Origin of the sequence: Blautia hominis (assembly GCA_002270465.1) — a bacterium.
Classification (GTDB): Bacteria; Bacillota; Clostridia; order Lachnospirales; family Lachnospiraceae; genus Blautia; species Blautia hominis.
Genome location: NQOF01000002.1, coordinates 713,988 through 735,871, shown reverse-complemented (window position 1 = coordinate 735,871; position 21,884 = coordinate 713,988). Strand labels below are relative to the sequence as shown.

The 21,884-nt window shown below is 41.7% G+C and carries 28 protein-coding genes; 9 read left to right on the top strand and 19 right to left on the bottom strand.

The window, feature by feature from the left end:
- Positions 1-113: 113 nt before the first annotated feature.
- From CI595_RS09375 to CI595_RS09360, 4 genes are all read right to left on the bottom strand, one after another.
- On the bottom strand, positions 114-1,142 hold the full coding sequence (locus CI595_RS09375; protein ID WP_095172982.1) for a MerR family transcriptional regulator: 1,029 nt from the start codon (positions 1,140-1,142) through the stop codon (positions 114-116).
- 183 nt (positions 1,143-1,325) lie between these two features.
- The gene (locus CI595_RS09370) at positions 1,326-1,520 is read right to left on the bottom strand and encodes a YwbE family protein (protein ID WP_095172981.1); all 195 of its coding nucleotides are present in this window, start codon (positions 1,518-1,520) and stop codon (positions 1,326-1,328) included.
- Between the two features lie 198 nt (positions 1,521-1,718).
- A complete protein-coding gene (locus CI595_RS09365; protein WP_162291838.1) occupies positions 1,719-2,153 on the bottom strand; it encodes a DUF4624 family lipoprotein in 435 nt (144 codons plus the stop codon).
- Positions 2,154-2,301: 148 nt separating this feature from the next.
- Positions 2,302-2,712 carry a VOC family protein gene (locus CI595_RS09360; protein WP_095172979.1) on the bottom strand — a complete coding sequence of 137 codons (411 nt, stop codon included), beginning with the start codon at positions 2,710-2,712 and terminating at the stop codon, positions 2,302-2,304.
- Positions 2,713-2,865: 153 nt separating this feature from the next.
- On the opposite strand from CI595_RS09360, the gene CI595_RS09355 reads away from it, so the two are divergent.
- Positions 2,866-3,075, top strand: a complete 210-nt coding sequence (locus tag CI595_RS09355; protein ID WP_095172978.1) for a hypothetical protein — start codon at positions 2,866-2,868, stop codon at positions 3,073-3,075.
- Between the two features lie 257 nt (positions 3,076-3,332).
- Here CI595_RS09355 and CI595_RS09350 read toward each other — a convergent pair whose 3' ends face one another.
- The 6 genes from CI595_RS09350 to CI595_RS27100 all read right to left on the bottom strand — a co-directional run bounded on the left by CI595_RS09350 (position 3,333) and on the right by CI595_RS27100 (position 7,972).
- Positions 3,333-3,854, bottom strand: coding sequence for a hypothetical protein (locus CI595_RS09350; RefSeq protein WP_095172977.1), 522 nt, complete (start codon positions 3,852-3,854; stop codon positions 3,333-3,335).
- Positions 3,855-4,398: 544 nt separating this feature from the next.
- Entirely contained in the window at positions 4,399-4,932 is a 534-nt protein-coding gene (locus CI595_RS09340; protein WP_095172975.1) for a hypothetical protein, read from the bottom strand.
- Between the two features lie 3 nt (positions 4,933-4,935).
- A complete protein-coding gene (locus tag CI595_RS09335; protein WP_095172974.1) occupies positions 4,936-6,015 on the bottom strand; it encodes a HAMP domain-containing sensor histidine kinase in 1,080 nt (359 codons plus the stop codon).
- The gene (locus CI595_RS09330; RefSeq protein WP_095172973.1) at positions 6,012-6,683 is read right to left on the bottom strand and encodes a response regulator transcription factor; all 672 of its coding nucleotides are present in this window, start codon (positions 6,681-6,683) and stop codon (positions 6,012-6,014) included. Before CI595_RS09330 ends, CI595_RS09335 begins: the two co-directional genes overlap by 4 nt.
- Positions 6,676-7,620: a hypothetical protein gene (locus CI595_RS09325; protein WP_095172972.1), complete on the bottom strand. Its 945-nt coding sequence runs from the start codon at positions 7,618-7,620 to the stop codon at positions 6,676-6,678. The genes CI595_RS09330 and CI595_RS09325 overlap by 8 nt, the downstream gene beginning before the upstream one ends.
- Positions 7,621-7,852: 232 nt before the next feature.
- Positions 7,853-7,972, bottom strand: a complete 120-nt coding sequence (locus CI595_RS27100) for an ATP-binding cassette domain-containing protein (RefSeq protein WP_095172971.1) — start codon at positions 7,970-7,972, stop codon at positions 7,853-7,855.
- Between the two features lie 126 nt (positions 7,973-8,098).
- On the opposite strand from CI595_RS27100, the gene CI595_RS09315 reads away from it, so the two are divergent.
- On the top strand, positions 8,099-8,590 hold the full coding sequence (locus tag CI595_RS09315) for a GNAT family N-acetyltransferase (RefSeq protein ID WP_095172970.1): 492 nt from the start codon (positions 8,099-8,101) through the stop codon (positions 8,588-8,590).
- Between the two features lie 27 nt (positions 8,591-8,617).
- The gene (locus CI595_RS09310; RefSeq protein WP_243135130.1) at positions 8,618-8,881 is read left to right on the top strand and encodes a hypothetical protein; all 264 of its coding nucleotides are present in this window, start codon (positions 8,618-8,620) and stop codon (positions 8,879-8,881) included.
- Between the two features lie 269 nt (positions 8,882-9,150).
- On the opposite strand, the gene CI595_RS09305 is transcribed toward CI595_RS09310, so the two are convergent.
- From CI595_RS09305 to CI595_RS09290, 4 genes are all read right to left on the bottom strand, one after another.
- Complete coding sequence (locus CI595_RS09305) at positions 9,151-10,029, bottom strand: methylenetetrahydrofolate reductase (protein ID WP_095172969.1); 879 nt, start codon at positions 10,027-10,029, stop codon at positions 9,151-9,153.
- 62 nt (positions 10,030-10,091) lie between these two features.
- Entirely contained in the window at positions 10,092-10,730 is a 639-nt protein-coding gene (locus CI595_RS09300) for a methylenetetrahydrofolate reductase C-terminal domain-containing protein (RefSeq protein WP_095172968.1), read from the bottom strand.
- Between the two features lies 1 nt (position 10,731).
- The gene (rsxC, locus tag CI595_RS09295) at positions 10,732-12,696 is read right to left on the bottom strand and encodes an electron transport complex subunit RsxC (protein ID WP_095172967.1); all 1,965 of its coding nucleotides are present in this window, start codon (positions 12,694-12,696) and stop codon (positions 10,732-10,734) included.
- Positions 12,697-12,985: 289 nt separating this feature from the next.
- Complete coding sequence (locus CI595_RS09290) at positions 12,986-13,408, bottom strand: pyridoxamine 5'-phosphate oxidase family protein (protein ID WP_095172966.1); 423 nt, start codon at positions 13,406-13,408, stop codon at positions 12,986-12,988.
- 395 nt (positions 13,409-13,803) lie between these two features.
- On the opposite strand from CI595_RS09290, the gene CI595_RS09285 reads away from it, so the two are divergent.
- Together CI595_RS09285 and CI595_RS09280 are read left to right on the top strand one after the other, a co-directional pair.
- Positions 13,804-14,160 (top strand): winged helix-turn-helix transcriptional regulator, encoded by a 357-nt coding sequence (locus CI595_RS09285; protein WP_095172965.1) that lies wholly within the window; start codon positions 13,804-13,806, stop codon positions 14,158-14,160.
- Positions 14,161-14,232: 72 nt separating this feature from the next.
- Positions 14,233-14,652, top strand: coding sequence for a pyridoxamine 5'-phosphate oxidase family protein (locus tag CI595_RS09280; protein WP_095172964.1), 420 nt, complete (start codon positions 14,233-14,235; stop codon positions 14,650-14,652).
- 102 nt (positions 14,653-14,754) lie between these two features.
- Here the strand turns inward: CI595_RS09280 and CI595_RS09275 are convergent, their stop codons facing one another.
- From CI595_RS09275 to CI595_RS09260, 4 genes are all read right to left on the bottom strand, one after another.
- The gene (locus CI595_RS09275) at positions 14,755-15,381 is read right to left on the bottom strand and encodes a Type 1 glutamine amidotransferase-like domain-containing protein (RefSeq protein WP_095172963.1); all 627 of its coding nucleotides are present in this window, start codon (positions 15,379-15,381) and stop codon (positions 14,755-14,757) included.
- Positions 15,382-15,461: 80 nt separating this feature from the next.
- Entirely contained in the window at positions 15,462-16,067 is a 606-nt protein-coding gene (locus CI595_RS09270; protein WP_095172962.1) for a sugar O-acetyltransferase, read from the bottom strand.
- Between the two features lie 37 nt (positions 16,068-16,104).
- The gene (locus CI595_RS09265) at positions 16,105-16,614 is read right to left on the bottom strand and encodes a GNAT family N-acetyltransferase (RefSeq protein ID WP_095172961.1); all 510 of its coding nucleotides are present in this window, start codon (positions 16,612-16,614) and stop codon (positions 16,105-16,107) included.
- 15 nt (positions 16,615-16,629) lie between these two features.
- Positions 16,630-16,971, bottom strand: a complete 342-nt coding sequence (locus CI595_RS09260) for a winged helix-turn-helix transcriptional regulator (RefSeq protein ID WP_095172960.1) — start codon at positions 16,969-16,971, stop codon at positions 16,630-16,632.
- A gap of 108 nt (positions 16,972-17,079) precedes the next feature.
- On the opposite strand from CI595_RS09260, the gene CI595_RS27095 reads away from it, so the two are divergent.
- The 4 genes from CI595_RS27095 to CI595_RS26610 all read left to right on the top strand — a co-directional run bounded on the left by CI595_RS27095 (position 17,080) and on the right by CI595_RS26610 (position 19,119).
- A complete protein-coding gene (locus CI595_RS27095; RefSeq protein ID WP_095172959.1) occupies positions 17,080-17,283 on the top strand; it encodes an NAD(P)H-dependent oxidoreductase in 204 nt (67 codons plus the stop codon).
- A gap of 250 nt (positions 17,284-17,533) precedes the next feature.
- Complete coding sequence (locus CI595_RS09250; RefSeq protein WP_095172958.1) at positions 17,534-18,115, top strand: hypothetical protein; 582 nt, start codon at positions 17,534-17,536, stop codon at positions 18,113-18,115.
- 15 nt (positions 18,116-18,130) lie between these two features.
- Positions 18,131-18,760 carry a GNAT family N-acetyltransferase gene (locus tag CI595_RS09245; protein ID WP_095172957.1) on the top strand — a complete coding sequence of 210 codons (630 nt, stop codon included), beginning with the start codon at positions 18,131-18,133 and terminating at the stop codon, positions 18,758-18,760.
- Between the two features lie 203 nt (positions 18,761-18,963).
- On the top strand, positions 18,964-19,119 hold the full coding sequence (locus tag CI595_RS26610) for a hypothetical protein (protein WP_243135129.1): 156 nt from the start codon (positions 18,964-18,966) through the stop codon (positions 19,117-19,119).
- A 44-nt stretch (positions 19,120-19,163) separates the two neighbouring features.
- Here CI595_RS26610 and CI595_RS09235 read toward each other — a convergent pair whose 3' ends face one another.
- Positions 19,164-21,875: an ATP-binding protein gene (locus CI595_RS09235; RefSeq protein WP_162291837.1), complete on the bottom strand. Its 2,712-nt coding sequence runs from the start codon at positions 21,873-21,875 to the stop codon at positions 19,164-19,166.
- Positions 21,876-21,884: the final 9 nt, after the last annotated feature.

Sequence of the window (21,884 nt, the reverse complement as noted above, 5' to 3'; positions counted from 1 at the left end):
GAAAAGCGCAGGATCACCTTACCATACTTTTTACGTTTATCATCTGAGCCACCACCTTATGCCAATCAGTTTAAGGGCGGTGGTGACCCCCAGGTCAATAGGAGGTTTATTCTTTATTTCAGAGGAATAAATATCTCATAAAAATTGCGTTCCGTCTGCCCGGACAATTCAACAAAACGGATAAAGATATAGACTACTCCTTTGAAAACTGCATTGTTTTTTTCAGCCCATTGATAGGCAGCGAAAAACATTTTTTCCATGAGAGAATCATCGTGACTGACAGCTTCTAATACCGTATGCAAACACTTTCCATGTTCAAGATAGTATTTCCCCTCCGCTTGTTTGTTTTGAGAGGTTTGTTTTACAATACACATCTTTGACCCTTTGTACCCGGACCGGTCAAATGTGACAGCACGGACAAGACTTGATAAAATGTCGTCCTCCTGTAAATCCATGAAAGCAAGTACGCTGTCCTTGTAATCATTGAGTGCAGATACTGCGTCAAAAATTTTAAAGACTGAGTATAGCGGCAGTTCTTTCACTGAAAATATATTTGCAGACAGGGCTGCATATTCACAAAATGCCTTTGTTTCTGAAAGTCGCTTTACAATGCGCTGTTGGACTCGAATATTATTTTCAATTTCACTGATTTTTTTACTAATCTGATTATAACCGCCATGCGAGCCAGATTTCATAAGTTCCTTAATCTCCAGTGGCGCAAACCCACGCTTTTTATAAAAATCGATTGTCATTAGACGAGAGACATCATGAAAAGTAAATTCTCTGTATTGGCTATTCTTATTCCGCTCCGGTGTAATCAGCCCAATATCCTCATAGTAACGCAAGGTTTCTCTTGTCAGACCGAGATTTTTATATACGTCACTGATACAGTATACTGAAACATTATCAGAATCCATGCTGTTGACTTTGCGTAATCCCCCCTGCAGTTCAGGATTATCTCCAATCACCACTTTATTCCCGCATATACGATTGTCTCTCGGTTTTTCGGCATGAATGGGAATCAGCCAGGTTTTTCCTTTTTTCGTTGCTCCGGCTACTTTTCCCGCTTTACAATAATACGCAACCATACGGCTGGAAATATTCCATTTTAGAGCAGTTTCTTTTGCCGTTAAGTAATCCATTTCGCATCCCTCCTCTGCTTATTATATTTCGCATATCTGAAATATACAAGACATTCAAGCAGTTATTCTCTACTCGATCAATCCATTGATCTTGATGAAATTGTTCCTGTTCCCACACTGCTTATAAAAAAGTACAAAAAAAGACACCGCTAAGCGCCTTCACAAAAAACTTATAAACTGAATTTATTCACAAATATTCTGTACCCTTCCAACTGTTCCATCCTCCAGCATCACCTTGATTCCTCTTGAATGATTTGCCGAATTGGTCAAAAGTCTTTTTACAATACCATCTGTTAATTTCCCGCTTCTCTGATCCTGTTTCTGTACTATCTGTACTCTTATACCTGGTTTAATGTTGCTTCTTACTGTTCCGTCCATATATATTCCTCCTCAATTCTATATTATCAACACGATGCAGCACTGGAATTTCTCTATCTTTAATCTATACAGGAAATATTATATCACATCAGTCATCAATGTAACTTTTTTTCTAAAATTGTAACCTTTACTCTATGTTCCATAACATATCTCTCCTTATAAATTCAAAATTTTCTAATAAACTGGAGTTAAACACAACTAATTTTTATATTTCTTTAATGGTTTGGTCCGTTCTTTTACTAATGTATTGTCAGAAGTAATGACTATTTTTGTATACTTAATTTGGGTACCGGTGAATCTTATAACATACTCTTTTTCTTTTTCAAGATTATCAAGTGATATAGAAAATACGGTATTATCAGTATCTCCGATCCAGACTTCGCTCCAAAAAACCTTATCTGTTTCATTATCTGCTATTTCTAAAATACCCTCCTGCCCCTCCATCTGAAATGAAATATTTAATTTTAGAATATCAATATCATCCGATACATAAACTGATTTTTCATTGACAAATGGGTCTGAGGTTTCATAGCTATCTGTTAATTCCATCTCAATTAATGACCTTGCTGTATTTTTGCTGCAGCCTGACAGTAAAAGCATAGTACAAAGGAATAACGTCAATATCTTATTCATTATATCTTCCTCCATGAATCTGATTTTCGCCCAATTCCCTGATAAGCGGGAATTTAAGCTTAATAATAATATAAGGCTGGAATTTTGATTTTCAAGTCAGTCTGAAAGATAATTTGACTATAAGCCATTCGATATACTGGGGTTCTATCTATTTATCCTTTGTGCTGCCGATTTCAAGCAGATTCCCCTCTGGGTCAGCTACATAAAAGTTGCGGATACCAAAAGGATAAGTGATGGGTTCTCCTGTTGGAAACTTCACACCTAAGCTTGAAAGACGCTCATATTCAGAATCCACATCAGCGAAGCTCTGCAGCCAAAGAGCGATTTCAAAAGTCTGGTTGATACCTTTTGGTGGTACATACTCCTCTGCAATTGCCTTAACGAATTCTTCTCTACTATACATAAACAGAGACAATTCACCGCCTGCTGTTTCAAAGTCTGCAAAAGGTCCACCATTCCATTGAGTTTGAAAACCCAATACATCTCGGTAAAAACGAACCATTTTTTCCATATTACCCACTAACAGGCTTACACCTATATGAACATCTTTTCCAATCATGTTTTATCTCCTCTATTTGCAAATTTAAATTTATAGCTTCAGTATACCATCCAAATTAGCGGGTTACAACATAAAAGAAGGCGCCGGAGCGCCTTCCATAATCAATTATTCAGACAGATCTCGTGGCTGACTACGTTAAAAACCAGATGAGATATGATTGAAGCATCTGCTGAGCCGAGCGGCCTGCAGCTGTATGCCAAACTATCCGATGAAGAATGGAACAGATGGTTTGAACTGTTCAAACAGAAAGCAACTGCCGCTCTCGGTTATCCTGTTGGGGAACCCGAAGATGGCTTTGAATTTCCTCTGGTACGATGGAAGTTCAGTCGTGGCCTTCTTTATTATTCTTCATTTGTTGGATAGGCGCAAAAGGTGCCTACCCCTGCAGCTTTTTCCTGCTATGCGGGCACTTTTGTTCTTTCAGATTTCAATGCCGGGTTATTTTTTCTTTTTGACGATTACTGCAACTGCTCCGACAATAACTGCAATAATTGCTGCAACAACAACTTTTAATGTCATATGCTTGTTCCCCTTTCGTGTTCTGATGAATTGATTATTCCATTCAAGTGTTTATAGATTGTCAGTATATTGTTAAAGTAATATTAATCTGTATCTTTTGCTTAGTTTAACAGTTCATTTGCTTTTTGGCATATCTGGTAAATTTCATCGTACTTCTGCTCAATGAGCGGTGTTACCTGAATTGTTTTGTTCTTACGGATTGCACGGTAACTGAAATATGGGAGTATCCATCCGATAAAACCGGGGATTGCCAGGATAATACATAATGCTACCATGGGCGGCTGATGGGTAACTGCAAATACGGATCCTGCCATAAATGCGCTTCCGATAATGCCAAGGGAATAAGCTACAACAGATGCTTTGACTGATTTTGATGCTTCCAGACTGTTGATTTGCTCCACATTACTGTCAAACTGGCGCTCCATGCGTGTCAATTCTGCCTTATTGCCTATTTTTCGGTCCCGTTTAAACTTCATGCTGACAGTTCCGATTCCTGTTGCTGGGGAAGATGTGCCCTCCAGGCTCCACCCAAAATTTTCATACCCGTCTGCATAAACCGATTCCATTTCCTGTTTCACTGAGATATCCTTGTACTCATAACCAATAAAATTTTTTTCGCTCATTCTCTTTCTCCTCTTTTTCGTTGTTTGTCTTTGACAATACCAGAATAATGCTTCACTGTTTTCAAATTGCTTCAGAATTGTTTGAATTATATTAATTCTGTGTTTCTTATATAAAACCATACCCCTGTTCATTTAGCTGGTTGATCGCATCATAATGCTGCTCAATCATTGGATTCACCTTTCTGGTTTTTCTATTCCTTGCACCCTTGTAAATAAGCGCAGGCAAGACCCATCCAAGGATTCCGGGTACTGCAAAGATTACACAAGCTGGTACATTGCCTGCCAGATATGCAAAGGTGGCAAATTCCATCCAGACCGTGCCCGCCAGTCCAACCGTATATGCGATTGCCGTATAGCAGGCAGAATCTCATCCTACATAAATAAGTATCAGGGAAGCCTTCTTTTTATAGAATGCTTCCCTGATACTTCATGTATTTATATAAATTTTTCAACCAATTTCATGTTGTAAACTATGGTCAATCCGCTGACGAAAATCTTTCCGTACTTCTATGGCTTACGAGCTGATACGAAACATGTAGCATCACTACAGCAGGTCATTTCCTTTTTTACAGATTTCATAAATCTCATCATACTTGTCTTCCAGTAAAGGAGTCATTTTTTCTTTCTGCTTCTTTACCAATGATTTATAGATAAAATATGACAGAATCCAGCCTGTGAATCCGGGAATAGCAAACAGGATACATAAGCCTATTAATGATGGACTGGCAGTCACCGCGAACGTGGAGCATGCCATGCAAGCGGTTCCTGCCATCCCGATTCCCAGCGAAACCATAGTAGGAACCGAGGTTTGTGATCTCTTCAATGACTTGAGTTCATTCATGCTGGATTCAAAATGACGTTCCAGACGTGTGAGTTCCACTTTGTTTAAGATCACCCGGTCCCGTTTCAAACGAAGCGTTACATTGTGCCCTTTTTTGTTTATCTGGCGGTCCCCGTCTGCAATCCACCCAAAATTCATATATCCATCCAGATACATAGAAACCTCTGCTTCTTCTATCTCTACTTCTTTATAATCATAGCCGGTAAATTTTTTTCGATCTCCTGTGGTATCTTTCATATGTTATACCGCCTCTTCCTGAATTGGGATCCGTACCGTGAAGGTACTCCCTTTCCCCACAACACTTTCAGCAGATATAGTAAATCCTGACAGCTGCAGCACCCGTAAAACAATGGAAAGTCCCAATCCGTTTCCTTCTGTTGCATGGGAAGTATCCCCCTGGTAAAATTTATCAAAAATGTGATCCAGTGTTTTCTTACTCATGCCGCAGCCGCTGTCTTTTATCCGGACAAGGATTTCTTTTTCATCAGAAGTCTGATTCAGTGTCACTGTTCCGCCCGGCTCCGTAAATTTCACTGCATTGCTTAACAAGTTATTCCAGACAAGCGCCATGAGTTCCTCGTCTGCTGCTATCATGACCCGATCCTCAATATCCGCAATAAATTCAATTTCTTTCTTCTCCCATACATCTTCAAACTGCAGAGCACATTCGCAGAGCTGTCTGCAGACATCATAAGGCTCAGCCATCAGCGTGATGGCCTGCTTTTCCAGTTTGCTTAATTTCAGCATGTTGGTGATCAAACTAGAAAGCCGGCGGGTTGCGTAAAGAATTGTTTCCGTATATTCCTTACGCTTTTCCTCCGAAAGCTCGTCTGTGTGCAACAGTTCTGCGTGACTCTGTATAATAGAAAGCGGGGTTTTGATTTCATGGGACACATTGGAAAAAAAATCTGTCTTCAATGTCTCAATACTCCCAAGCTCTTCCACCATCTTGTTGAAATCCATGATCATAAAATCCAGATAATCCTTCTTTTCTATGGTGTGAATAGGGGGGACATAAACAGAAAAATCTCCGTGTGCTACTTTATCTGTTGCTTCTGCAAGCTGCTTCATTGGAACATCATAGGTCTTTCTCACCTTCCGTCTGGTGAATAGTGTTAATCCGATGGCAACCGCAGACCAGTATAAAACGGGAACAACAGTCTGAATCAAATCATTCCATCCCAGTGTGTCCATCAGCACCAGAAGTCCGATATGCATTCCTGACATTAATAAAAGAACCACCAGATATATGACGAAAAGGGATGGGGGAAATCTAGACTCTCTGATCGTATTTTTTATATTGCCTTTTGTCTGCTTCATGACAGCACCGCCTTATATCCAAGCCCCCGGACTGTTTTAATCTCAAATCCGTCGCAGGCAGATAATTTGTCACGGAGTTTCGTAATATATACATCCACTGCCCGCAAGCTGGTTTCGCTTTCCACACCCCAAAACTCATCCATGAGCTGTACCCTGGAAAAGGTTTTTTTGGGGTAGGACAGCAGCTTATAAATAATATTAAATTCCCTTGTAGTAAGATTGATCTCCTCTCCATCAATTTCTGCGCTCATGCCATCTGCATCCAGCTCCAGATTACCAATGACAATCTTTCTCTCCATTTCAATATTAGCGCGGCGCAAAAGGGCCCGTACCCGGAGGAGAAGTTCATCCAATTCGATTGGTTTTACCATATAATCGTCAATACCAAGCTGAAACCCCTTCTGCTTTGAGGGCAGATCATCCTTTGCCGACATAAAAAGTATGGGGATATTTTTATTTACAGCCCGGACCGTCTCTGCAAATTCAAATCCGTCAATTTCCGGCATCATAATATCAGAAATAATCATTTCATAAAGGTGGTTGTACATTTCTTCATAAGCACTGTTCGCACCCAGACAACCTTTTGCATAAAAGCCACAGTCATTCAGATATTGGCACACAATTTTATTCAGGTTTGCATCATCTTCTATCACAAGTATGTTAATCATTGCTCATTCCTCCATCTCCTATTTCTTTTTTCTGCTTTAGTGCCCAATATATTCCGTAAATCCCCATGCCCAGAACCATCAGGCACATGAACGCCCCTGTACCTGCATTCATCAGCTCCACGACTCTATCCTCCAGATTCCCCTGTCCGAAAGAAGAAAGCATAGCAGTCTGTAAGGACAAGATGGCAACACAGGCATCTGCATATCCAATGCTCTGGATAGTCATCAGAAGCGGGGACTTCATTTTACCAGCCTTTATCCTGCCTGCGATCGCAAGCGGAACTTTGATAAACGCATAGAGTGCAAAAGCATAAATGGTATATCCCGGATAATGCCTCCCCCCTTGGGAACGCAGGGTAAGGAACACCATTCCTCCAAGTGCGGCTGTCATAACAAGAAACAGAATACTGCAGTTTCTGTAAACTGCAAGCTCCAGAAGAATCAACTTCTTGTTCTGTTCTGCTTTGGATATACGCCTCTCATAATTCACCGCCCAATAACGCATGATACTTAGCAGGGTATAATAAACAGATAATGTGATATACCAGGCCGATTGACTCTTGATGCCAACCACACTGTTAAATACAGCAAATGCCAGATTCATCAGCAGCCCTGTTGTTGCAAATGTAACAGTACGATATCTATAATTCGTTGCAAGTCGCTCCGTAAAATGGTTTTTAACGATTACAGGCATGGCGATTTCCTGTACTTTGCATTTGAACAGTTTGATGTCTGACACGATGTAAAAGCAGGTAAACGTCAGACTGCAGGCAGCTATTACATAAATCAAGATTCCAATCGAAAATGGAAATACATTATTTCTGGTATTCAGCAGAGATAGTGCTGCAGTAAAAAGCAGGGTAATGTATAGGAAACCTCTGTATTTCCATTTTAATACAGGTATTTTCTTTTTTCCATCTCTCCTGATACAGCCCATATCTAGCTGCCTCCTCAAAGTATATTTTAACATAGATGACTATAATTTAACTCACTAATATATTTCAAAAAATATGCTGATAATTTTCTAAATTACCATTTGGCAGCGATTAATTTGTATTTTAGCTGATAGTGAAAATATAGAATATTTTTGTTTGCTTTATGTTAGACTTTTGTTTCAGAAATATTAAAATAATGGTGGTCTTCCCCTTCAAGCGTTCCCCTAAAGCCAGCTATATCTTATGTTCAATATCTCCATTGGTAAAACTTGTCGCTTCGACAAAAATAACGATCGGGGCATTTTTAAGGATTGCCCTCACAATGCAAATCCGCTGGCGTTCTCCGCCGGACATTTTAATGCCGGTCTTTTCATTTAAATAGAACCTGTCTTTTCATTTGCAACAAAAGATGGTATAATAAATTCAAACTGTAAATCCCAGCTTAACAGTAAGAAAAAATGAAAATTTGGTGGTGTGAAAATGATTCGATTAAGACCTTATAAAGAGACAGATGCTCATACAATCCTCTCCTGGTGCAAAAATGAAGTTGATTTTTACAAATGGACGGCAGGGGTTTTGGGTAACTATCCTATTACGGAAAAGGAATTTAATACAGTTAAATCATTGATTGCATTTACAGCATTTGATGAATCCGGTATTGTAGGCTTTTTCACTTTAAGAAATCCCGGTGATTCTTTAGATGAACTGCGTTTTGGATTTGTGATCCTAGACCCAGGGAAACGTGGCAAAGGTTACGGAAAAGCAATGATACAGCAAGGATTGAAGTTTGTATTTCAAATATATGGAGCCAGAAAAGCATCGCTGGGAGTATTCGAGAACAATCTTTCAGCCTATCATTGCTATAAAGCAGCAGGCTTTCAAGATAAAATCTCCGATCATGCAGAAACGTACCACGTGATGGATGAAGACTGGAAGTGCTTAGAGTTAACAATGGAAACCTCTTGGAACTAAGATGATTTATAGAACAGGAGTTTTTTAATGGAAGTATTATACCGAACGTTAGAATTGGATGAATGTGACAGAATAAGAGAAGTTGATGCTTCCCAATATATTGGACGGGCTTGGCGTAATGTTGATGGTTACAGACAGCTTGTTGAAATAAACTATCAAGATACAGATTTTCCAAATGGTTTTGAAGATCATCTTTCAAACTTAAAGAATACCATTCGTTCCGGTGGAATTGTGTTGGGGGCATTTTTCAAAGAACGTCTTCATAGCTTTTTATTTTGCGATCGGTTGTGAAGAAACAAAAGTAATAGATCAAGATCTATATCAAACGGATACTCGTGACTATCAGCTAGAATTTGATTTTATGAAACTATAGATTACGGAGTATGGATTATATTTGCAGAGCCTTTCCGGACAATAGGAGGCTCTGCTGATCCTGATTCGGCAAAACAAAAATACCCACCGGAAATCTCTATACTGCGAAAGCATTGATTCCGGTGGGTATTTTTTTATTTGGGATTAAGATAATTTAAAATGGGCATTGATCCATAACCCTTACAGCATTAAAGTCCGGCCTGTTTCAGGAGATCCGGTACTTTGGATTCCCATCCCAATGCCATAATATGTATACCCTGGCAATATGGCTTACATTCTTTGATAATGCGCGCAGCAATCTCAACACCTGTAATACCTGCTTTTGTTTTTTCTTTATCCGCCTTCAATTCGTCGATCATGGATTCCGGAACATGGATTCCGGCAACATTTGCATTCATGAATCTTGCCATTCCTACGGATTTCGGAATTATAATACCGAGCTGAACCGGTTTTCCGAACTGTTTGGCTTTTTCCATAAATGATATGAATTTTTCAGGCTCAAAAACTGCCTGTGTCTGGAAATAATCAGCACCGGCCATAACCTTCCGTTCCATTTTTGCAAGCTGTGCATCTACAGAATCACTACATGGTGATACTACTGCACCTTTTGCAAATTTTGGAGGTTCGCCTACCAGTTCGTTTCCGCCAAGGTCGCAGCCTGATTCCAGCTGCTTCACTGTATGGATCAAGGAAACGGAATCCAGGTCGAAAACAGGTTTTGCCTGAGGATGATCTCCCATTTTTGTATGGTCACCGGTTAAAAGCAGCAGGTTTTCAATTCCTAACATCGCTGCGCTCAAAAGGTCAGACTGCAGTGCAATACGGTTTCTGTCACGGCAGGTTAACTGATAAATCGGTGTCAGCCCTTCATCTTTCAGAACTTTACATGTGGCCAGAGAGCCAAGACGCATAACGGAAGACTGGTTATCTGTTACGTTAACTGCTGTAACGCCGCTCAGATAAGTCTTTGCCTCTTCTACAAGATGGTCAATATTGGTTCCTTTCGGCGGTCCTACTTCTGCAGAAACTACAAATTCACCACGTTGAAATAATTCGCTAATATTCATTCACCCTACTCCTAATCATTATGTATTTGTAACTATTCAGTCCCTTCCTAGTTACATGAATGTTAACAGTTCTCTGTTTGTTTAGACACTTCATCATCAGTTGCGTAATTGCGTATCTTAACCGGGCATTTCAGTTCATCCAGACGTCCAAGCTGTGCCAGCCGTCTGTAAATACGCTCCCAGCCACATTCCATTTCACTGTCCACTTCGCATTTTCCGTTTTTCGTGCCACCGCAAGGGCCGTTGACCAAACTCTTGGAGCATGCAGTGATAGGACAGATTCCTCCGGTGATGTTAAGGTAGCATTCACCGCACTGATCACAATCATATTCTAAGGGTGTCACACCCTGGAATCCCGGTAATGGGTATGTATCACATGCTGCACATACTTTTTTATCCTCCAGGTACTCGGCAATTGTCTGTACACCGACGCCGCAGGAGAATACCAGTACCACATCTGCCGCATCAATAGCACTTTTGTGTTTCTGAAGGCGCAGCTTCATATTTTCCGGATTACAAATATAATCCGTTGTAATGATTCCGGTCACATTTCCAACCTCAGCCAGTTCCTTCTGGAATCCTTCGGCTTCTTTTTCAGGGAAATGAACTTCTTTGCATCCCTGGCAGTTAATGACAAAGACTTTCTTTCCGTCCACCAGTGATACGATAGTTTCCTTTGATTTTAATTGGGTAATTAACATATCACTTCATCCCCCTTATGGCATTTTTTCCGGCTTTGATCTTGCTGACAATCGGAATCTTGGAAGAACATATGTAGTCACAGCATCTGCACTCAACACAATCCATGACGTTCCTGTCACGCATCCCTACCCAGTCCTGCTCATCTGCAAGCTTGGCAAAATACAGCGGAGAAAGCTCCATAGGACATACATCCATACAGCGTCCGCATTTGATACATGCCACTTCCTGTGTCTGATCCGTATCTATGGCAATGATTCCATTGGAACCTTTCATCATCGGCACATTCAAATCCGGAAGGGCAAATCCCATCATAGGTCCACCCATCTTGATCAAAACATCATCATCTGTCACGCCGCCGCAGTAGTCGATCAGCTCTTTTACATTGGTACCGATCTTCACGATATAATTGCCCGGATTTTTGATTTTTTCACCGGTTACGGACGCAACACGTTCAATCAGCGGCATACCCTTCTGAATTGCATCAGAAACAGCCTTTACGGTACTGATATTGCTCACTACAACACCTACATCTGCAGGCAGACCGCCTCGCGGAACCTGTCTTCCCATAACGCGCTTGATCAGCATTTTTTCAGCGCCCTGCGGATACTTTGTCTTAGCCACTACCACCTGAATGTTGTCGCAGTCAGCAGTTTTTTCTTCCATAAGCGCAACAGCATCCGGCTTATTATCCTCAATGACAATAATACCCTTCTGGGCATCTACCGTTTTCATCATTGCTTTCAGACCATAAAGAATATCATCTGTAAACTCCAGAAGCACTCTGTGGTCTGCTGTCAAAAACGGTTCACATTCACAGCCGTTCAGCAGGATAGCTTCAATTGGCTTATTGGGTTTTAATTTGACAGATGTGGGGAAACCTGCTCCTCCCATACCTACAATTCCAGCCTCGCGGACAATCTCAATAATCTCATCCGGGGTGAGGCTTTCAAAATCTTTATTTGGTTTTACTGATTCGTGCAGAGTATTTTTTCCATCTGATTCAATGACTACAGCCATCACCTCGCTGCCTCTTGTGGCATGCAGACGCGGTTCAACTGCAACAACAGTTCCGCTGACACTGGAGTGAACAGGAGCGCTGATAAAACCTGCCGCTTCCCCAATCTTCTGTCCCACTTTCACTGCATCCCCCACTTCTACAATGGGATTTGCCGGAGCTCCTAAATGCTGTGACATGGAAATGACAACAGTCTTCGGCTCCGGGAACCTTTTAAGCGTAATATGTTCACTGAATTCTTTACGCTCTGACGGATGAACACCGCCATAGTAGCCTGCGAATCTTTCCTCACGAATGGATTTCACATAGTCATTAATAACTTTAAAATTGGTTTTTGAATAATCGCGAACCTGAACCGGCTGATTCAAAAATTCTTCAAGACGTCCCTGCTTTTCCAGCTTCTTATTGATCTTTTCCCAGGCACAGTCTTTGTCGGGATCCACTTCGCATTTTCCATTCTTTGCGCCGCCGCACTGTCCGTTTACCAGACTCTTTGAGCAGTCAACGATTGGACAGACTCCCCCGGTGACATTCAGGTAACACTGGGCACATGCATCACAGCGCTTTTGGGTCAATGCCATGCCGTGATGTCCTGTATAGTTCAATGAATTGCTGGCCGCATATACAGGTACCTCTGCCATATCTGCAACTGTCTGAATACCCAGACCGCAGGATATTACAAAAACATGCTCCGTGCCTTCAGGAATCATATCCTGTAATTTGTTCCCAGTCTGGGTTTTGTTGCACAAAAAATCAACCTTTGCACTGCCAGTGACTGTTTTTCCATGTTCGGCAGCGATTTTTTCAAATTCACCGCAATCCGGTTCGTCAATGGTCTCAAATTCCTTGAAGCACTTGTTGCAGGCAATGACGAACAGCTTATCCTTGTCGGCCAGTAATGAAGCCAGTTCTTCATTCCCCTTCAGCTTATACTTGGTATAATTCTCCAATTGTTCACCTTCCTTATAAAATTGATTTACAGACAAAAATCCTATCTACTTTTGTTAATTTTTTCACTCTCTGCACTTTAATGAAAAAATTACAAGGGGCAAATAAGGCATGTCTGTAATTAATATCTATTGTACCACATATTGGTTCTATTTGCTATTCTAAACGTATTTTTTGTAGGTTTTTTTCACGAATGTTCCAAAGTTTTCTCTGTTTTCCTTTTCTAAAGGTATGAAAGGTTTTTTTCCCATCCCGGGGACGCGTTTCATGGTATCTGACCATCTATGTGTTTTATGACCGCCGTTCTGCTAAACCGATGGGAACACCATCTTCATAAATCCATTCAGACGCATTCTCGATCAATAGCTCAAAAAATACTTCATCTGATTTTATAAATTCATCTTCCTCACTGAAAGAATCCGGATATCGCAATATATAAGCTGATTTTATTTCCGTATTTCTGTCATCAAATACAGACCCCAGCGCCTTTGCTTTTCCTGTAAAATAAAAGTTCCCCACGCAGACTGCAATATTGGGATTACTTAACATATCTTTCGCTTTTCTGCTTGCTGCTGATGTTCTTACATATAAGCGCAGCCCTATATTTAAAGGACTTACAGGTCTTGAGGAAACCATGTCATTTTTGCTTGTTGATAAATAGATCACTTCTGCTGTACTCAATACACGTTCTAATTTTTTAAAATTAACTTCCATATACAACCTCCATTGGTGTCAATTGAATTTGTTACTGCGTCCAAAACGCTTTTTGCTATTTGGGTCATGCTTTTATCATTGTACCATCCTCGGTCATTTTTTTCTTGCATAATATGACACCGGGATCAAATGAATCAGCCTTATCCGTTCCCATCCTGTAGATTTTATCATTACTCTATGATAATATGAAGCCATAATACAGATTTATTTAAAAATAATGTGACTGTTCAGTCCCCTCACAGTTACAGGCAAAAATCCATGCAGGATCGCCTTTGGCGATGGAATTTTTGCTTGGCTGCGGAATGCTTTCTTACGGTCAGCGCAGTGAATGCGCCATAAAAGGTAGTTTCCGGATTTAGACAAATACATTTCTAAGACGAAAGGACGGTTTTAAGATGAAAATGCGCAGTGATTACACTTGTCCGCTGGAATTGACCCATGACATAATCAAGGGGAAATGGAAACCTCTTATTTTATGGCTGCTCAGCAAGAGCGGATGTTCCCCCTCAGCATTAAAAAAATCCATCCCGGGAATCAGCCAAAAAATGCTGCTGCAGCATCTCAATGAACTTTTAGAGTGCGGGGTCATCCAAAAGACGACTTCTGAAGGATATCCATTAAAAACAGAATATTCCCTTACCCAACGGGGACAAAAGATTTTTGAAGCCGTCTCCATCATGCAGAGCGTAGGCATAGAGATGATGCTTGAGGATAACCGGGAAGATTTTTTAAGGGATAAGGGACTTTTATAGTAACAAAAAAGTGTGTAATTTACCATATTCCCCATTTCGGCTATAATAAGGTTTAAGACAGGAGGTGCAAAAGTGAAAGATGCAGTAAAGACAATTGGAAACTTAATTGACAAGCAGGGTGTTTCCTTTATAAGTTCCGTGGATGAAAATGGGTATCCCAACACAAAAGCCATGCTGCCCCCGCGGAAAAGGGAAGGGATTAAAGTGTTTTATTTTACTACGAATACATCTTCTATGCGCGTAAAACAGTACCGAAGTGATCCAAAGGCCTGTATTTATTTTTGCGACAGAAGATTTTTCAGGGGTGCTATGCTGACCGGCACTATGGAAGTTCTGGAGGACAGTTATCACAAAGAGATGATATGGCAGGAGGGAGACACCATGTATTACCCGGAAGGTGTTACTGACCCGGATTACTGTGTACTGCGGTTTACCGCCAAAGAAGGCAGATTTTATAGAAATTTCAGCTCTGAAAATTTTGAGGTCGAATAAAATATCTGTCTGCAGCCGACCATGAAAAGACTTCGGAGGGACCCTTCCAAAGTCTTTTCATGGTCAGTTGCAGACAGATACAAAATCGCAGACCTGTGCAGTCTACCTCTTTTGCTGCTTATCTAATATCCGAACCTTTTTGTCCTCAACGAGTATTGCCTGGGTATCACGAATGATTTTCAAATCCAGACTATTGGAATATGTATGGATGATCTCCTTAGCAGCCTTCCCCATTTCCCAGTTTTTGTAATGTGGGACCACATAAAAATCAATCAAATTTAATCCCGAATACTCTCTTAAATCAGGGGCTTTTTCTGCACGATCCATTTTGGCAGAATAACCGATATCAGGAGCAGCAATAATGGCTCCTGCGGATTCCCCTATGTAGAGCTTCCCTTTTTCTATTTCCCGGATCAAGATCTTATCCGCCCCGGTCCGCCTTAACTCCTGCAGTAAGTAAAAGGTATTGCCTCCTGTAACATAAATGATGTCATTCTTTTCCAATTTACTGACAATCATTTCATAGGAGGCTTCGGAGACTTCTAACTCATCAACAGCCAGGCCTAATCTCTTTAACTTCCATTTGCTTATTTTTACAAAAAAGCCCAATTTTTCTACTTTGCTTGCTGTAGGAATGTACGTTACAGTCTTATTTTTCAAGTCCGGCTCAATGGTTTTCAATAGATTGGAAACCGTTTGAAACATGGAAACCAAAAACATTCTCTTCATCTTTTCACCCCCGATATCATGACATTGACACTGCGTCTCCGGTATTTATGAAACGACGCAAGCATCAGACTCTTTTTCTTTTATCTGTTAAACCCAATCCTGTCGTCATCTGTTATTTCTCTGATAACACGGCAGGGTGCGCCTACTGCAACGGTGTTAGGAGGAATATCTTTTGTCACAACGCTCCCTGCTCCGATCACGCAGTTATCTCCAATGGTGACACCACCCATTACAACCACATTTGAGGCAATCCATACATTGCTGCCTATTACAATTGGCTTCGCATACTCATACAAATGCCGCCTGCCATCCCCGTCTGTCCGGATATTGCGTTCCTCCGCCACCAATGGGTGCATGGGCGGAGCAATTGTAACGTTTGGTCCGATCAAAACGTGGCGGCCAATATGGACCGGCGCACAGTCAAGGACTGTGAAATTAAAATTGGCACTGAACTCATCGCCAATGTAAGTATTAAACCCATAATCAAACTGGGCATTGATAATAAAGACGTTTTCTCCACAGCTGCCGAGCAGTGCGGATAAGATTTCGGCACGCTCTTTATGATCCGCAATATCCAGTCCGTTCAGCCGGGCTGTCATCTGCCTGCAATGATTCCTTAAAGAATTCAGTTCTTCATCGTAGGCATCATAAATCTCGCCTGCAATCATTTTTTCTTTTTCTGTCATCTGTTATCTTCTCCTTTAAAAGGTATTTCTGTTTTCGTCAGCAATCTCCCATTTTTGCCGGGCTGCTATTGGACAGATCTTTCAATGTATCACCGGCAATCCGGTAAACCGTCCAGTCTTTCATTGGCTCTGCGCCCAGGGATAAGTAGAAATCAATACTTGGCTGGTTCCAGTCAAGACACCACCACTCCAAACGCCCACAGCCTCTCTCAACCGCAATCTGTGCAAGTTTCTGCAATGTGGCTTTTCCATAACCTTTCCCGCGATATTCCGGCATAATATATAAATCCTCAAGATAAATTCCCGCACGCCCTAAAAAGGTAGAAAAGTTGTGGAAGAATAATGCAAAACCGATTTCTTTTTCATCCACCACTGCGAAAATGACCTCCGCTCTTTTCTTATCAAAAATCCACTCCTTCAAATCTGATTCTTGTGCCACAACTTCATGTTCCATTTTTTCATATTTTGCAAGTTCTTTTATAAATTTCAAAATAAGAGGGACATCCTCCCTTTCTGCAAAACGATATGTGATCTGTTCCTTTGGCATACTGCTGCTTCCTCCTTATTGTTTCTGCTGCTCGGTCATATGGGGTGTATTCCTGGCCCATTTTATCAGTTCACGCAGGGCCGGGATCAATTCTCTCCCTGCTTCTGACAGACAATATTCCACATGGGGCGGATTCTCTTCGTATTGGATCCGCTCCACCAATCCATGGACCTCCAACTCCTGTAGAGAACGGGTCAGCATAATATTGGTGATCCCGTGGACCTGCCGCTTGAGTTCATTGTACCGGATACCGCCCTTGGACAGCTTCCACAAAATCGGCAGCTTCCAGCGTCCGCTAAGAAGGTTTAATGCGGTAACCACCTGGCAGGAGCCATCATATAAATTTCCTTCTGACATTTCTTCACCTCTTGCAGGGCACAAAAATGTGCGTACTTGTATTCTTCTGTTTTAAAGATATACTGATTATATCATCTTATTTCTAAATGTAAAGAAAGGGGATCATTGATGGAAATGCTCGTGATAAACGGTAGTCCGAGAAAGGACCGAAATACAGCAGCACTTTTAAAATACGCCATGGATGGCGCAGCCGCGGCTGGGGCCGTGTCAAATCTGATCCATCTTTATGAGTTGGATTTCAAAGGATGCTGCAGTTGTTTTGCCACTTTCTTGTTCGAACGAAAGCTAACTGCTCAACCTTGGTATGGGTAACGACGGGCGGCGACATGGAAATCATAAACAGCTTGACGGACGTACTCGTAACCGTGAACACCCCCGCCGACCGGGAAAAGCTGTTCAAAATAATCAAGCTGCCCCATTTTGCCAAAGCAGGGCAGCATTGACAGTAATAGCGCATATATGCTTAACGATTTGTAGACTATTCTGCACAGGCTTGACAATCTGGTTTCTCCAATGTATACTTTTAGATATATTACTATTAGTAATACAAATGGAGGTTAACATGGACATTATCATTTTAGGACTTCTCATGATTCAGAATTGCACAATCTACGAGATGAAGAAGGTTATCGAAAAAAACTTTGGCAATATCAGCAGCAGCAGTATAGGAAGTATGCAGGCGGCGGTAAAAAAACTACTGAGCAAAAATATGATATGCTTTAATGAGTATGTTGAAAACAGCGTAAATAAAAAAGTGTATGAAATTACGCACGAGGGGAAGGAACACTTCCTCTCCACTATATCAGAGCCTATGCTTTACAAGGAAAGAAATATGGAGTTGAGTAAATTTTTCTTTATGGGTTTTACCTCAAAGAGTGAGCGATTGGAACTTATTGCAGCATATGTCTTTGAGTTGAAGAAAGAACTTATTCGCCTTGAACAGATAAAGTCGGCTGCCGAAATCCAACCCGATTTTGATGAGGATTATCTATCAATGCTCAAAGAGAAAGGTGCTGTCGAAATACAAAGCGTAGCAGATGTACAAGATATTGCTTTTTTCCAATTAGCAATGCTCAATTTTTCAATTGATAAAATCAAATTTGAAATTCAATGGTTTGAAAATTTCAAAGAGAATTTATTGTAAGAAAGGACAAAGCTTATGCAAAATAAAACAGAATATGAAATCAAAAAGCTCTCAGAATTGAACCACGCGCAAGTCGAACAGGCTGTTGCAGTTTTTATAGACGGGTTCTATTACATCTACGCTAAAGCCGTTTCAAAGGATAAAACTTTACTGAAAAAGTTGTTTATTGACGCCTTTGATTATGATATGGTTTATGTCTGCCTTTATGAAGGACGAGTGGTTGGCTTTCTCGGCTTAGGCAATAGCCATAAACGCTGTATAGCTTTGAGCAAAGAAACCTGTAAGCGTTTACTCGGCAGCTTCAAGGGTGCAGTGATATATATGCAAATGGGTGGAATTCTTCATGAAATAACCGTTCATGGAATAAACGAAGGTTATATTGATTACATAACCACAGATGATAACTACCGAGGCCAAGGTATTGCAACACGGCTCATAAAATATGCTTGCGACACACTTTCGTATGAAAGTTATACCCTTGATGTGCTGTCAAAAAACACAACAGCAAAAAAGCTGTATGAGCATCTAGGGTTTGTACAGACGAACATCAAGAAAAATTTATTAGTAAAACTTGGAGGTTTTGGCAATCAAATTGTGATGAAACTTGAAGTTGACAAAGCAAAAAAGGAAATTGAGTATGGATAAAAGGACGGGAAACCTTACTATGACAACGACCTTGTTGCAGCGAAGCCGGACGGTGCGCCGATTGCCGCGTCGTGGGTATCATTTGGAACTGCCGCATATCCGTGTAGGCGAAGTGTTGGGACACACGCTTGTGGGTATCGGCGTATCGCTTGGGCCGTCTATGAACTTTGAAGCCGTTACCGCCCGTTATGTGGACGTGCGGCTTGAACGAAAAAAAGGAAGTCCTGTATGCTTATCATGGGGCTGTCAAACAGGCTGACCCGGCAAAGGCAAAGGAAGCACCACCAGCACAGGCGATAGAAGAAACGCCGAGAACCCGAAAAGACATAGTATTTATACGGATTTCCGACGTTTTCTAATCTCTCAACCGACCTAAAATCATCTTGTGCGAGGGAGAAAAATCCTACTTATTTTTTAAGATCCCATGCAGGACCCGATACAAATGCCGGACATCTACCGGTTTCGGGATAAACCCATTCATACCAGCGTTTTTTGCCGCCTCCATATCTTCCTTGAAAGAATTGGCTGTCATAGCCACTATCGGAATGGTCCCCGCGTCCGGATGTGCACCGGACCGTATTTCCATGGCAGCTTCCAGACCATTTTTAACGGGCATCTGAATATCCATTAAGATCAACTGATAATATCCGGCCATGCTCTCATTAAAACGGTTTATAGCCTCCTGTCCGTTTTCCGCCGTTTCAACCACTGCTCCCTGTTCCGTTAAAAGCTCTGTGGCAATTTCTGCATTCAGCAGATTATCCTCTGCCAGCAGAATCCGGACACCTTTCAAATAGTAATCCTCTCCGCTGTTTTCCCTCCATGGGGACAGCGGCTCCTTCTCCCCGCACAAATCCATGTCCAGCCCAAAGGAAAATTCACACCCTTCTCCGGGCTTGCTTTTCAAATGGATGGCAGACCCCATCTGTTCTATGATGCTTTTGCTGATTGGCAGTCCAAGCCCGGTGCCTGCACTTTTTGCTGTAGATGTCCCTGCCTGTTCAAACACTTGGAAAATTCTCGCCTGTGCCTCCGGCGCGATCCCGATCCCATTGTCCTTTACACAGAAACGGAAGTGAGCCGATATTCCATCACTGGACATTTCATGCACGATCAGTTCCACCTGTCCGCCGCTGGATGTGAATTTCACTGCGTTTCCTGCAAGGTTTACCAAAACCTGTTTTAAACGGACTGCATCAGCGATAAGATTGTCATGGCGTACCTGCTTGTCAAGAATACAGGTTATCTTCTTTACATCCGCCAGCGACTGTATCATGCTGTAAATATCATCCAGCAAACAATCCATACTGAATTTCTCAGGTGTTAGAATCATCTTTCCATTCTCAATCCTTGACATATCCAGGATATCATTCACCAGGGACAGCATGTAATCAGATGAAGCCTGTATCTTTGTAAGATAGTCCTTTATCTTTGGCGGAGTCTCCTCATGGCCGGCCGCCAGTTCAGACAGACCTACGATGGCATTCATGGGCGTACGGATCTCGTGGGACATTTTAGAAAGGAAAATGGTTTTGGCTTCGTTTGCCGCCTCCGCTTTCTGCAGTTCTCCTGTGATCACCGCATTTCTTATTTTGTATCTCGCTATAAAGATGACGGAAATAATGATCAACCCCAAAATGACTGCCAAAATCATGATCACCTGCTCCGGTTTGGAGTACAGAAGCGATTCAAAGTTGATTTCACCGTTTGCCACAGATATCAGATTTTGATTTATGATCTCCTCCCGCTGTTGGGAGGATAAACTTCCAATGGCCTTATTTAAAACAGCCAGAAGGTCCGGGGATACCGGCCGCGAAAGGGCAAAGGAAACTTTGCTGTTCAGACCATTAAGGGTTAATACGGAAATATCTGCAAAATGCTGGCTTTGAATAGCCTGCTCCAGATACGTGGATAGACCGTACATGTAATCTGCTTTCCTCTTTCCCACCATCTGTATGCCTTCCTCCGGAGTGCTGCAGTAGATCACCTTTTCAGCACCAAGAGAATCCGGTAATTTTCTCCCCTTTAACGCAACCGCTGTAAGCCCCTTGGCAGGATAGGTCACAAACTTATTCTTTACTATAATGTTGGTAAATGTTGAATATGGTACGCTGAGCGCCAGTCCCTGCTCCAGCGCCTCTTCCTCTGTATCATAGAAACATCCGGCAAAATCAGCTTTTCCCTCCTTTACCAGCTCCAGCATCTCATCGTAGGTATCCGCATAGACGTAAGTAAAAGAAAGCCCGGTGGTCTTTCCCACCTCGTCTAGTATATTAGGGATGATCCCATCGTGAGAGTCCTCGTCATCAATACAGAAAAAGGGATGGGAACCGGGGATGACTGCAACTTTAATGGGTTTGGATTCCCGGATATACTTCTGTTCCTCCTGTGTCAGCCATATTTGCGTGTTCTGCTGTCCATCCTCTGATGTATCGTAATGCTCTTCATAAAAGGTGGGAATATTGTCCGTTATCCTGGCAAGGGCATGATTCAGGCCGTCGAGTACCTCTTTATTTCCTTTTGTTGTAGCAAAATAGTATGGCTGAGCCTGGAATTTTGCTACAATTCTGTATGTACCGTCTGCCTCCAGTTCATTCCCCAGCAGAAGATCCACCTCTCCGCTTTCCAAAAAGGGATACAGCCCATCATCCAAAACTTCACTGGGTTCATAATACCGATACTTGCATTTGACATTATTAAAGTCCAGATACCGCTGCAGGCGTTCAATCTTATCCGTTGCATTGGCATATACACCGATGGTCTTTCCGTTCAGTGAGTCCAGATCCCATTCCCGCACACTTTTATTATCTTTTAATGCAAAGAGAACACCGTAATTGTATCCCATGTTGTATTCCGGATAGTCGTAAATACCTTCCAGACTTTCTGAATAAAACATGCCTCCCATAAGATCTGCATGGTCATTCTTCAGCATTTGAAGCAGTTCTCCACTGTCCCCTTCTATATACTCATACTTCCAATTCGTGTATTTTGAAACCTCATTCAGGTAGTCGACAACCAGGCCTGAACGCTTTCCATTCTGGTCTGTCTCACTAAAACCCTTCACTTCCGGAAATGCAACCCGTATGATCTTCTCTTCTGTCTCCTTGCTGTTCACCCAAGCTGT